Consider the following 12,815-nt stretch of genomic DNA (forward strand, 5'->3'; position numbering starts at 1 on the left):
TGGCAAGCAACCTCGGGAATAGGTGCGTCACCTAACCGTGACGCACCACCTGCACGGGTAAGGTCATGGCTTCTCATAGAGAGGAATGACCATGGAACTTCACCAGCAGTATCCGGTCCGCCTGCGTATCAACGGGCAAGACCGCGAATTCAACGTCGAGTCCTGGGTGACCTTGCTTGACCTGTTGCGCGAGCGCGCAGGCATGACCGGCACCAAGAAGGGTTGCGACCAGGGACAATGCGGCGCATGCACGGTGCTGGTGGACGGCAAGCGCATCAATTCCTGCCTGACCCTGGCGGTCATGCAGAACGGCAAGGAAATCACGACGGTCGAGGGCCTTGCCAACGGTGAAGACCTGCACCCGCTTCAGCAAGCCTTCATCGAGTGCGACGCTTTCCAGTGCGGCTACTGTACCCCGGGACAGCTGTGTTCGGCCGTGGGCCTGATGAACGAGGGCCAGGCCAGGTCGCGCGACGACGTGCGCGAACTCATGAGCGGCAATATCTGCCGCTGCGGCGCCTATCCGCAGATCGCGGACGCCGTGGTCCAGGTGATGGAGCTGCGCCGCGGCGAGCACGCGCGCGATGACGGCGACAAGCCGGCCTTTACCACCGGGGCGGTGCTGGCATGAATCCCTTCACCTTCACCCAATCGAAAGACCTCGACGCCGTGCTGGCGGCCCTGAGCGGCGGCCAGGCGCGCCCGATCGCGGGCGGCACCAACCTGCTCGACCTGATGAAGGAAGGCGTGATGCGTCCTTCGCAGCTGGTCGACATCAACGGGCTCAGGGTCGAGGGCCTGGCCCTGGACCAGGTCGCGCGTGATGCCGACGGCGGCCTGCTGCTGGGCGCCCTCGCCCGCAACGCCGACACCGCCTACGACCCGCTGGTGCGCGAGCGCTATCCGCTGCTGTCGAGCGCGATCCTGGCCGGCGCCTCGCCCCAGTTGCGCAATATGGCGAGCAACGGCGGCAACCTGATGCAGCGCACCCGCTGCGTCTACTTCTACGACGTCGGCACCGCCTGCAACAAGCGCGAGCCCGGCACCGGCTGCCCGGCCAGGGACGGCGTCAATCGCCAGCACGCGATCCTGGGCACGAGCGAAGCCTGCATCGCGACCCACCCGTCCGACATGTGCGTGGCCCTGCGCGCGCTGGATGCCACGGTGCACGTCCAGTCCAGCAGCGGCAAGCGGCAAATCCCCTTCGCCGACTTCCACCGCCTGCCGGAAGACCGTCCCGAGGTCGACAACACCCTGCAGCCGGGCGAACTGATCACCCATATCACGGTCCCGCAGGCCGACCGCTTCATCGCCCACAGCGCCTACATCAAGGTGCGCGACCGCCTGTCCTATGCCTTCGCGCTGGTGTCGGTGGCGGCCGCCCTCGACCTCGAGGCCGGCGGCGCCATCAAGGCCGCGCGCATCGCGCTGGGCGGCGTGGCCCACAAGCCGTGGCGCATCGAAGCAGCCGAACAGCAACTGGTGGGCAAGGCGGCCGGCGAGGAAGCCTTCGCCGCCGCGGCCGACGCCATCCTGCAGGGCGCGCGCGGCTACGGCCACAACGACTTCAAGCTGACGCTGGCGAAGAACGCCATCGTCCAGGCCTTGACCAGCGCCGCGCGCGGCACCGATATCGCCAGCGGCGCAGCGCAGCCCCAGGCCCGACATCCAGAGGGAGACCGAGCATGACCGACCTGATTCCAGAATTGCGCGCCCCGAGCGCGCCGGCCGGCACCGGCCGCGTCAAGAGCGGCATGTCCGTCTCGCGCGTCGACGGCCGCGCCAAGGTGACCGGCCAGGCCCAGTACGCGGCCGAAGTGTTCGCGCCCGACCTGTGCTACGGCGTAGTCGTCAGCAGCACCGTGGCCAAGGGCCGCATCACCCGCATCGACACCGTCGACGCCCTCACCGCGCATGGCGTGATCTCGGTGATGACCCACGAGAACCGCCCCAAGATGCGCTCCTTCGACATCGCCTGGAAGGACATGACCGCTCCCGCCGGCTCGCCGTTCCGGCCGCTGTTTTCGGACCAGATCTTCTACAGCGGCCAGCCGGTCGCGCTGGTGATCGCCGACACCTTCGAGGCCGCGCGCCACGCGGCCCAGCTGGTGCGCGTGCACTACGACGTCGAGGCGCACGAGACCAACCACCTCGAACGCCTCGACCAGGCCTATGAGCCGAAGAAGATGAAGGCCGGCTTCACGCCGCCGAGCTCCACCGGCGACGGCGAGAAGGCGTTCGCCGAGGCCCCGGTCAAGATCGACTCGCAGTACTACAACGGGGTCGAGCACCACAATCCGATGGAGATGTTCGCCTCGACCGTGATCTACGGCGAGGACGGCCACCTGACCATCTACGACAAGACCCAGAGCTCGCAGAACAGCCGCTGGTACGTGTCGCACGGCTTCGGCATCTCGAAGGACAAGGTCACGGTGCGCAATCCCTACGTCGGCGGCGCGTTCGGATCCGGCCTGCGTCCGCAATACCAGCTGCCGCTGGCGGTGATGGGCGCGCTGCAGCTGAAACGCTCGGTGCGCGTGGTGCTCACGCGCCAGCAGATGTTCAGCTTCGGCCACCGTCCCGAGACCTGGCACCGCATCCGCCTCGGCGCCGACCGTGACGGCACGCTCAAGGCGATCTGGCACGAGGCGATCCAGGAAACCTCGCGGCTCGAGGACTACGTGGAAGTGATCGTCAACTGGTCCGGGCAGCTGTACGCCTGCCCCGACGTCAAGCTCGGCTACCAGGTGGTGGCGCATGACCGCTTCACGCCGCTGGACATGCGCGCGCCCGGCGCCACCCACGGCGTGCACGCGCTCGAGGTGGCGATGGACGAGCTGGCATACGAACTCAAGATGGACCCGCTGGCCCTGCGCCTGAAGAACTACACCGACGTCTCGCCGATCGAGGACAAGCCGTACTCGACCAAGGAGCTGCGCGAATGCTACCGCCAGGGCGCCGAGCGCTTCGGGTGGGACAAGCGTGCGCTCGAGCCGCGCTCGATGGTGGATGGCGACGAGCTGGTGGGCTGGGGCATGGCGACCGGCATCTGGGATGCGCTGGTGATGGTGGCGCGCGTCTCGGCCGTGCTGCACGTCGACGGGCGCCTGGTGGTGAGCAGCGCGGCGACCGACATCGGCACCGGGACCTATACCGCGATGTCGATCGTCGCCGCCGAGCAGCTTGGCCTGCCGCTGGAGCAGGTGACCTTCCAGCTGGGCGACTCGACGCTGCCGATGGCGCCGATCGAAGGCGGCTCGTCGCACATGGCCACCGTTGGCTCGGGCGTGCACGGCGCCTGCGAAAAGCTCAAGAACCAGCTGCTCAAGATGGCCTCGGCAATGCAGGACTCGCCACTGGCCAAGGCGCGCATGCGCGACGTGGAGTTCGGCGACGGCGCGGTGTTCCTGAAAACGGACCCGGCGCGCCGGATCGAGCTGGCCGCCGTGCTGCGCGACGCGGGCCTGGACCGCCTGGAAGAAAAATTCTTCATGACGCCGCAGATGCTCAAGCAGCGCAAGTACGCGCGCGCGGTGCACTCGGCCGTGTTCTGCGAAGTGCGCGTCAACGAGAAGCTGGGCATGGTGCGCGTGACCCGCGTGGTCAGCGCGGTCGCGGCCGGACGCATCATCAGCGCCAAGACCGCGGCCAGCCAGATCAGCGGCGCGGTGGTCTGGGGCATCAGCCAGGCCCTGCATGAAGAAACCCATACCGACGAAAAGTACGGGCGCTTCATGAACCACAATTACGCCGAGTACCACGTGGCGGTGAACGCCGACATCCACGACATCGACGTGATCTTCGTGGAAGAGGACGACCGCATCGTGAGCAAGCAGCTCGGCGTCAAGGGCGTGGGCGAGATCGGGATCGTCGGCGTGGCCGCGGCGGTATCGAACGCCATCTTCCATGCGACCGGCAAGCGCCTGCGCACCACGCCGATGACTCCAGCCAAGATGCTGCTGGGCGACCGTGAACTGCCGGTGAATCCGCCGGTGTAAGCGCCGGTCTGAGCGCCTTTGCTGGCGCCGCTGCAGGTGCAGTTTCGCGCGCGAAACGGGCGGCGTTTTCACGTCGCCCTGATGTCGTTCTTACGCCGACAGCGCCCGCTGTCGGCGTCATATTTACCGAATTCCCGTCAGTATTTGTGTCCCGCGCCATATCGCTTTTGCTGACCCTCGTCACAGCTATGCGACATACGTATTTCCACGTAGTTGCATATCAATATGTTTACTGGTACAACCCTAGCTGCGTAAGACAACGCTAGAGCGCAGCAGCGCACCGCAAGGTGCGGTGCCGCCATCCCATACCAAGAACGAGATTTACGAGGACGACAAACATGAAGCTCAAGATGCTGTGCGCTGTCGCGTGCCTGACCGCTTTCGGCAGCGGCCTGGCCCAGGCCCAGAACTATCCCAACAAGACCATCACCATGATCGTGCCGTTCGCGGCCGGCGGTCCGACCGACACCGTGGCGCGCCTGGTGGCGCAGTCGATGGGCACCACCCTCAAGCAGCAGATCATCATCGAGAACGTCGGCGGCGCCGGCGGCACGATCGGCGCGGCGCGCGCGGCCAAGGCCGCACCCGACGGCTACACCGTGTTCCTGCACCACATCGGCCAGTCGACCGCCCCTGCCCTGTACCGCAAGCTGCCGTACAACGCGATCGACAGCTTCGAGCCGATCGGCCTGATCACTGACGTGCCGATGACCGTCGTCGCGCGCGCCAACTTCCCGGCCAAGGACATGAAGGAGCTGATCACCTACGTCAAGGCCAACAAGGACAAGGTCACCTACGCCCACGCCGGCCTGGGTTCGGCCTCGCACCTGTGCGGCATGCTGCTGCAGACCGCGATGGGCGTCGAGCTGACCACCGTGCCCTACAAGGGCACCGGCCCGGCGATGAACGACCTGCTGGGCGGCCAGGTGGACTTCATGTGCGACCAGACCACAAATACCACCAGCCAGATCAAGAGCGGCAAGATCAAGGCCTATGGCGTGACCACCAAGACGGTCGTGCCGTCGCTGCCCAACCTGCCGACCCTGGCCTCCGGCGCCCTGCCGAACTTCGAGGTCGGCGTCTGGCACGGCCTGTACGCGCCGAAGGGCACGCCGAAGCCGGTCGTGGACGCGCTGGCGAGCGCCCTGCGCGCCTCGCTGCGCGACCCGAACGTGATCAAGCGCTTCAACGACCTGGGCACCGAGCCGGTCCCGACCAACCAGGCGACGCCGGAAGCCCTGCGCACCCACCTCAAGCAGCAGATCGACCTGTGGGGTCCGATCATCAAGAAAGCCGGCGCCTTCGCCGACTGAGCATGAGGAATTGACACTGCGCACCGCGCCGGGTTCGCCGGGCGGTGCGTTTTGTTGTACCTGCCGTAGCCACGGCGCCGTCGCTGAAATACACTTCGAACCACTGCATCTGTAATACCGCATTTGCATCACAAAAAAAGGGGACCATCACGTGCCAGCATTCATACGCCACCCAAAGGATTTTTGGAGTGGCATCGTCTTTCTCTTCTTTGGCCTTTCCGCCATCATCATCGGCCAGGACTATGAAATGGGGACGGCCGGCCGCATGGGTCCGGCCTACTTCCCGACGGTCCTCGGCGGCATGTTGTCGCTGGTCGGCGCAGGCTCGCTGATTCGCTCCTTCTTCCGACAGGGCGAACCGGTCGGCCGCCTCTACTGGAAGGAACTGCTGCTGGTGCTGGTCGCCGTGCTGCTGTTCGGCTTCCTGATGCGCAACGCGGGCCTGGTGCCGGCGACGCTCCTGCTGATCATGATCAGCAGCTATGCCGGCCGCAAATTCAACCTGGCCAAGGCCGTGGCCCTGGCCGTGGGCGCGACGCTGTTCGCCGTGGGCCTGTTCGTCAAGTTGCTCGGTTTGCCGATGCCTATCTTCGGTCCATGGTTCGGTGGGAATTAAAACAATATGGAAATCTTCAGCAATCTCGCACTCGGCCTGGAAACGGCCTTTACCCTCCAGAACCTGTTCTACTGCCTGGTCGGCGTGTTCGTCGGCACCGCCGTCGGCGTGCTGCCGGGCCTGGGTCCGGTCGCCACCATCGCCATGCTGCTGCCGGCGACCTTCGGCCTGCCGCCGGAATCGGCCCTGATCATGCTGGCCGGTATCTACTACGGCGCCCAGTACGGCGGCTCGACCACCGCGATCCTGGTCAACCTGCCCGGGGAGTCATCCTCGGTGGTCACGGCCCTGGACGGCTACCAGATGGCGCGCAACGGCAACGCCGGCAAGGCGCTGGCCACGGCGGCGATCGCCTCGTTCTTCGCCGGCTCGGTCGCCACCGTGCTGCTGGCGCTGTTCGCGCCGCCGCTGGCCGATGTCGCGCTCCAATTCGGCCCGGCCGAATACTTCTCGCTGATGGTGCTCGGCCTGGTCGCCTCGGTGGTCCTGGCCAGCGGCTCGCTGCTCAAGGCGATCGGCATGGTGCTGCTCGGCCTGCTGCTGGGCGTGGTCGGCACCGACGTCAACTCGGGCTCGGCGCGCTACACCTTCGACCTGCCGGAACTGGCCGATGGCATCAACTTCGTGATCGTGGCGATGGGCATGTTCGGCATCGGCGAAATCATCCGCAATCTGGAACACGACGAAAGCCGCAACCTGGTCATGAAGAAGGTCCAGGGCCTGATGCTGAGCAAGGACGACTTCAAGCGCATCATCGCGCCGGTGCTGCGCGCGACCGGCCTCGGCTCGGTGCTGGGTATCCTGCCGGGAGGCGGCGCGATGCTGGCCTCGTTCGCCTCGTACTCGCTCGAGAAGAAGGTGTCGAAGAACGCGGCGCAGTTCGGCAAGGGCGCGATCGAAGGCGTGGCGGCGCCGGAAGCGGCCAACAACGCCGGCGCCCAGACCTCGTTCATCCCGATGCTGACCCTCGGCATCCCGTCGAACCCGGTGATGGCGCTGATGATCGGCGCGATGATCATCCAGGGCATCCAGCCGGGTCCGGCCGTGATGACCGAGCAGCCCGCCCTGTTCTGGGGCCTGATCGTCTCGATGTGGATCGGTAACCTGTTCCTGGTCGTGCTGAACCTGCCGATGATCGGCCTCTGGGTGCGCATGATCATGGTGCCTTACCAAATGCTGTATCCGGCCATCCTGATGTTCTGCGCGATCGGCGTGTTCAGCCTGAACAACAGCACCTTCGACGTCTACCTGATGGCCCTGTTCGGGCTGCTGGGCTACCTGTGCGCGAAGCTGGAACTGGAACCGGCGCCGATGCTGCTCGGCTTCATCATCGGCCCGATGATGGAAGAGTACCTGCGCCGCGCCCTGCTGCTGTCGCGCAGCGATCCGATGGTGTTCATCGAGCGTCCGATCTCGGGCGTGATGCTGGGCCTGGCCGCGGCGGCGATGATCGTCGTGATGCTGCCGTCGCTGCGCAAGAAGCGCGAAGAGGCGTTCCAGGAAGACTGATGCACTGAAAGCGGTATCCACACCCGCGCGCCGCCCGGCGCCGGCCTTTGCAGGCTGGCGCCGGGCGTTGTCTTTTCGGGGTGCAATCCGGGCCACCTCCGGGCGTCGCCGGACCAAGCCGGCGACCAGGGCCAGGGCCGCGAACGACGCCACCGTCGGGGTTCAATCGAACCTGCGCTGCATGGCCAGCAACACGGCGCCGGCCAGGCCCACCCACATCACGATCCAGAACAGGTCCTGGCCCGCCAGCAGGCCGGCCTGGCGCGCCAACTCCAGGCCGCCGTCCCCGATCGCGCCGGCCTTCTCGGCCAGCCGCGACGCATGCAGGGCGGTGCGTTCCTGCAGCGCGACATTGGTCACGCCAACGCCCAGCGCCAGGCCCACCTGGCCCAGCATGTTCTTCAGTTGCTGGCCGTGCGCGAAGACCACGTTGTCGGCCTGCAGATCCTTGAACGAGTGGATCGCCGCGGTCGCCATGCCGAGGGTCAGGAAGCCGCCGAACAGGCCCAGCCACAGCATCACCGTGTCCCAGGCGTCGGCGCGCGGATCGAGGGTGGCGAAACGCCAGCCCAGCGCCGCCAGCATCAGGAAGCCGGTCACGAAGAACCTGGTCGGATGCGGATTGCGCTTGACCATCTGCAGCATCACCACGAACACGACGAAGGTCGACAGCAGGCCGATGCCTTGCAGGACTCCAGCTTGCTCCAGTCCCATGCCCAGGCCCTTCTGCACCGCCTGCGGCAACAGGGTGTTGACCATCCCCAGCACCGCGTAGCAGACCGCGAAGATGACCAGGCCCAGCCGATAGCGCGCGCTGGCCAGGATGTTCAGGTGCAGGAAGGGTTCGCGGCGGCGCGCCTTGACGAGGCCAAAGGCCAGCAGCAGCGCGAGGCCCAGCGCCAGGTGGCCGAGCAGCGCGCCGCGCTCGCCGCCATGCCAGTCGTACGTCAGGTGCTGCAGGGCGAACAGCGTGATGGCGGCGCCGCCGCCGAGCAGGATCGCATCCGGTACATGCAGGCGCGTCGGCGTGCCGTCCAGCGTGTCGGCGCCGAGCGGCAGCCAGCGCGCCGCGATGCCGGCGCCGATCACGGCCAGCGCCGCCAGCAGCAGGAACATCCCGCCAGAGGCTTCGTGCCCGATGAATTTCGCCGCGGCCAGCGGGCCGAGCGCCAGGCCAAGCGAGAGCGCGCCGCCGAAGGCCGCGATGCCCTGCAGGCGCTGGGGCGAAGGCGGAATCAGGTTGACCATCATGCGCGAGGCCGTCATGAACACGCCGCCACCCATTGCCATCAGGAGCCGGCCGCCGGCGAAGGCGGCGACGCTGCCGCTGCCGGCGCAGATCCAGGCGCCGACCAGGTAGAACAGCACGCCGCCGAGCAGGTAGTTGCGCCAGCCCAGGCGCTGCACCAGCACCGTCAGCTGCGAGATCGACAGCACCGCCACCGCCGCGTACAGCGCCGAGACGGTGGCGTATTCCTCGGGCGAGGCGCCGACGTGGCCCATGATGGCCGGCGCCGCGAACACCGTCATGCCGGTCGCCAGGAATTCGATGAAGTTGAAGACGAAGATCGCGGCCAGCAAGGCCGGACGCGGAATCGAAAGCGGAGCAGCTGGTCTAGCAAGGGCGTTCATCGCCTGCCCTTTCCATCAACGCGACGCTACCGCGCCCGGGCGGCCGAGCGCGCGCCGGATCGCCTCCTCGGCGCCATGCGACTCGGTCTCGAACACGACGGTCTGGTACTGCTGGCGCGCGGCGCCGGCCTGCATCAGGCTCGGGCCCTGCTTGCTGCTGGTGTCGATCGCCACCTTCATCGACAGGCCCAGGCGCAGCGGATGGCGCACCAGGTCGGCCGGGTCGAGCGCGATGCGCACCGGCACCCGCTGCACCACCTTGATCCAGTTGCCGGTCGCGTTCTGCGCCGGCACCGCGGCGAAGGCGCTGCCGGTGCCGGCTTCCTGGCCGGCCACGCGGCCGTGGAACACGACCTCCTTGCCGTACACGTCGGCCGTCACCGCCACCGGCTGGCCGATGCGCACGTCCTTGAGCTGGGTTTCCTTCAGGTTGGCGGTGACCCACATCTGGTCCAGCGGCACGATCGCCATCAGGGGCGCGCCCTGCGCCACGCGCTGGCCGATCTGGACGTTGCGGCGGGCGACGATGCCGCCCACCGGCGCGGCCAGCGTGGTGCGCGCCAGGCCCAGCGACGCGTCGCGCAGCTGCGCGATCGCAAAGCGCACGTCGGGATGGCTCTCGACCGTGGTGCCGTCGACCATGGCCAGCGCCGAGCCGGCCTGCTGGCGCGCGGCGGCGAGCCCCGCCCGGGCCGCGGCCACGGCGTCTTCGGCGTGGCGGATGTCCTCGCCCGACACGGCGCCGGTGCCGGCCAGCCCGCGCCGGCGTGCCAGGTCGCTGGCGGCCTTGCCGAGATCGGCTTCGCGCTGGGCGACCGTCGCGCGCAACTGCTCGACGCCGGCAAACTGGGCCCGCACCTGGCGCGCCGCCTTGGCCAGCGCCGCCTCGGCGCGCTCCTGGGCCAGGCGGGCGTCGACCTCGTTCAGCTGCACCAGCACGTCGCCGGGGCGCACGAAATCGGTGTTGTCGGCCGCGATGCGGGTCACGGTGCCGCCGACCTGTGGCGTCACCTGCACCAGGTTGCCCTCGACGTAGGCGTCTTCGGTGTGCTGACTGTTCCAGCCGATGCCCAGCACCTCGGGCGAGGACCAGGCGATGCCGCCGGCGGCGGCGAACACCGCGACCGTCAGGCCCAGCGCGAGCCTGCGGCGGCCCTGGGGAGCAGGATTCGTATTGTTCGTATTGTTGGTGTCCATGGCGTTCTCTCGATTCTTCAATGCGCGCCCAGGGCGGGAGGCGCGGCGGCTGCCCGGTAGCCGCCACCCAGGGCGCGCACCAGGTTCACGTCCAGCTCGTAGGCGCGGGCGTCCAGGTCGGCCTGGGCGCGGCGCTGGGCCACGACCTGGGTTTCGGCGATCAAGACCTGCACGAAGTTGCCCAGCCCCGCGCGGTAGCGCTGTTCGGCCAGCGCATGGGCCTCTTCGGCCGCCGCCAGCGCCTGGTCCTGCTCGCGCACCCGTTCGCCCAGCCAGCGCAGCGACGTCAGCTGCGCCGTCACGTCGCGCAGCGCGTCGATCACGGCGGCGTTGTAGTTCTCGACCGCGACGTCGAATTCGGCGCTGCGCGCCGCGAGGTTGCCGCGCAGCCGGCCGCCGTCGAGCAGCGGCAGGGTTATCAGCGGGCCGGCGGCAAAGCTGCGGCTGCCGCCCTGCAGCAGGCGCTCGAACCCCAGGCTGGCCAGGCCAGCGGAGACGCCCAGGTTCACGGTTGGATAGAACTGCGCCCTGGCGACGTCGATCTCGCCGCTGGCCGCTTCGACCTGCCAGCGCAGCGCGACGAGCTCCGGCCGGCGGCCCAGCAGCGCGGCCGGAATGTCGGCGCTCGCCGCGGCCGGGCGGTAGAGGCGCAGTTGCGGGCGGGCGATCGCCCCGGCCGCATCCTGGCCCTGCCCCCCCAGGGCCGCGATCTGGCCGCGGGTCAGCGCGATCGCCTCGTCCAGCGCCGCGATCTGGCCGCGCACGGCCGGCACGCCGATCTCGGCCTGCTTCAGCTCCGCCTTGCTGTCGAGCTGGGCGGAGACGCGCTGCTGCACCAGCTCGAGAATGCGACTGCGCTGGCGCAGCTCCCGGCCAGCCAGGTCGCGTTGGGCGTACAGGTGGTCCAGGCGCAGGTAGGCCTGCACCACGGCGCTCGACACGGCCAGGCGCGCGGCCTGGGCTTCGGCCTGGCGCGCATTGACGCGGCCGGCGGCGGCGGCCACGCTGGCGGCGTTCTTGCCCCAGAAATCGAGTTCATAGCCCAGGTTGACGCCGGCGTCGGCGGCCCACTCCCAGCTGCCGGCCAACGGCTTGGGCACGCTGCCATGTTCGCTGTAGCGCTGGCGCGCGGTGTGGACCGACGCACTGGCTTGCGGCCCCAGGCTGGCCGCGGCCAGGCCCTCGAGGGCCGCCGCCTGGCGCACCCGTGCGAGCGCAGCGGCGATCGTCGGGCTGGCGTCGCGTGCACCCTCCACCAGCCGGTCGAGCTGGGGGTCGCCATAGGCGCGCCACCAGTCCTGGGTCGGCCAGGCGGCGGTCTCGGTCGTCAACGACCCAATAGCGCGCGATGAATTCAGGGGCGCGTCCCCGTTCAAGCGCGCCAATGGCGGCTGCGCGCCCATCGACACGCAACCGCCCAGGACGAGCATGGCAGAAACGAGCGCCAGGCGGGTCGCCGACCGGCCTGGCGCGGGGTGGAATGGAAGCATGGAGTGCCTCGGCAAAATACAGGAAGCCGAAGCATAGTTGCTGTGAGTTATTTAGGCCATGCCATAAGCGGCATGAACGTCATGCAGAATCTGCATGATGGTCGTCGCCGCCCAGCGTGTTGGTGAGGGTCGTGAGCACGAAGTCGCGCAGCCAGCGGTTGGCCGGGTCGCGATGGCTGCGCTCGTGCCAGTACAGCGCCAGCTGCAGCGGCGGCAGCTCGACCGGCATCGGCGCCAGCACCAGGCCCAGGTCGCGCGCCAGCGGCCGCGCCAGGCGCAGCGGGATGGTGGCGATGGCGTCGGTGTGCAGGGCGATATGGGCGGCCGAGGTGAAGCTCGGCACGTGGCACAGGATGCGGGTGGGCTCGAGCAGCGTTTCGAGCTTGCGGGTCACGGCCACGTTGTGATGGCTGGTGTGCTCCATCTCGATCAGCACGTGGCGGTGGGTCAGCCAGGTGTCGTGGTCGAGTTGCCCGGCCCAGGGGTGGCTGCGCCGCATCAGGCAGGCGTATTCGTCGTCCCACAGCTTGCGCTGGCGGATGTTGTTGAGCAGGTGCGGAAAGCGGCCGATGGCCAGGTCGATATGGCCGCGCTCGAGCTGGGCCTCGAGCGAGCCGGGATCGATGTGCACGCTGCGCAGCTGCAGGCCGGCAGCGCCGTTTTCCAGCCTGGCCAGGCCGTCCAGCAGTTGGGGCAGGATGTTCACCACTGCGCCGTCGACCATGTACAGGCCGAAGGAACGGGTGGCGTTGAGCGGATCGAACGCGGCCGGGCCGCCCTCGAGCTGGCGCGCCGCGTCCAGCACCGCCGCCACCGGGCCGGCCAGCTCGAGGGCGCGCACGGTCGGCTGCATGCGCTGGCCCGAACGCACGAACAGCGGGTCGCCGAAATGGCGCCGCAGTTTCGCCAGAGCACGGCTGACGGTCGGTTGGGTCATGCCGAGCAGTTCGGCGGTGCGGGTCAGGCTGCCCTCGCGCAGCAGGCTGTCGAGGATCAGTAATTGGGAAAGGTCGGGGATCACGGCCGCATCATAGCATCGCGGCAACTAGCTCATCATCCC

The 12,815-nt window shown here is 68.3% G+C and carries 10 protein-coding genes; 6 read left to right on the forward strand and 4 right to left on the reverse strand.

The genetic code is table 11. The annotated features are described in order from the left end of the window. The first annotated feature begins 91 nt into the window (after positions 1-91). From ABIB38_RS04305 to ABIB38_RS04330, 6 genes are all read left to right on the forward strand, one after another. Entirely contained in the window at positions 92-631 is a 540-nt protein-coding gene (locus ABIB38_RS04305) for a (2Fe-2S)-binding protein (protein WP_429202042.1), read from the forward strand. After that, complete coding sequence (locus tag ABIB38_RS04310) at positions 628-1,689, forward strand: FAD binding domain-containing protein (protein ID WP_429202045.1); 1,062 nt, start codon at positions 628-630, stop codon at positions 1,687-1,689. Before ABIB38_RS04305 ends, ABIB38_RS04310 begins: the two co-directional genes overlap by 4 nt. Continuing rightward, a complete protein-coding gene (locus ABIB38_RS04315) occupies positions 1,686-3,998 on the forward strand; it encodes a xanthine dehydrogenase family protein molybdopterin-binding subunit (protein WP_429202047.1) in 2,313 nt (770 codons plus the stop codon). The genes ABIB38_RS04310 and ABIB38_RS04315 overlap by 4 nt, the downstream gene beginning before the upstream one ends. A gap of 338 nt (positions 3,999-4,336) precedes the next feature. Beyond that, positions 4,337-5,311, forward strand: a complete 975-nt coding sequence (locus ABIB38_RS04320) for a tripartite tricarboxylate transporter substrate binding protein BugD (RefSeq protein ID WP_429202049.1) — start codon at positions 4,337-4,339, stop codon at positions 5,309-5,311. A gap of 151 nt (positions 5,312-5,462) precedes the next feature. Next, positions 5,463-5,927, forward strand: coding sequence for a tripartite tricarboxylate transporter TctB family protein (locus ABIB38_RS04325; protein ID WP_429202050.1), 465 nt, complete (start codon positions 5,463-5,465; stop codon positions 5,925-5,927). Between the two features lie 6 nt (positions 5,928-5,933). Beyond that, positions 5,934-7,436, forward strand: coding sequence for a tripartite tricarboxylate transporter permease (locus tag ABIB38_RS04330; protein WP_429202052.1), 1,503 nt, complete (start codon positions 5,934-5,936; stop codon positions 7,434-7,436). A gap of 162 nt (positions 7,437-7,598) precedes the next feature. Here the strand turns inward: ABIB38_RS04330 and ABIB38_RS04335 are convergent, their stop codons facing one another. The 4 genes from ABIB38_RS04335 to ABIB38_RS04350 form a co-directional block, all read right to left on the reverse strand. Beyond that, a complete protein-coding gene (locus tag ABIB38_RS04335) occupies positions 7,599-9,068 on the reverse strand; it encodes an MFS transporter (RefSeq protein WP_429202054.1) in 1,470 nt (489 codons plus the stop codon). A 15-nt stretch (positions 9,069-9,083) separates the two neighbouring features. After that, a complete protein-coding gene (locus ABIB38_RS04340; protein ID WP_429202056.1) occupies positions 9,084-10,265 on the reverse strand; it encodes an efflux RND transporter periplasmic adaptor subunit in 1,182 nt (393 codons plus the stop codon). Between the two features lie 17 nt (positions 10,266-10,282). Further along, on the reverse strand, positions 10,283-11,755 hold the full coding sequence (locus ABIB38_RS04345) for an efflux transporter outer membrane subunit (protein WP_429202057.1): 1,473 nt from the start codon (positions 11,753-11,755) through the stop codon (positions 10,283-10,285). Positions 11,756-11,834: 79 nt separating this feature from the next. After that, on the reverse strand, positions 11,835-12,776 hold the full coding sequence (locus ABIB38_RS04350) for a LysR family transcriptional regulator (protein ID WP_429202058.1): 942 nt from the start codon (positions 12,774-12,776) through the stop codon (positions 11,835-11,837). Positions 12,777-12,815: the final 39 nt, after the last annotated feature.

The sequence above is a fragment of the Massilia sp. UYP11 genome (genome assembly GCF_050434805.1).
In the GTDB taxonomy this organism is placed as follows: Bacteria; Pseudomonadota; Gammaproteobacteria; order Burkholderiales; family Burkholderiaceae_D; genus Telluria.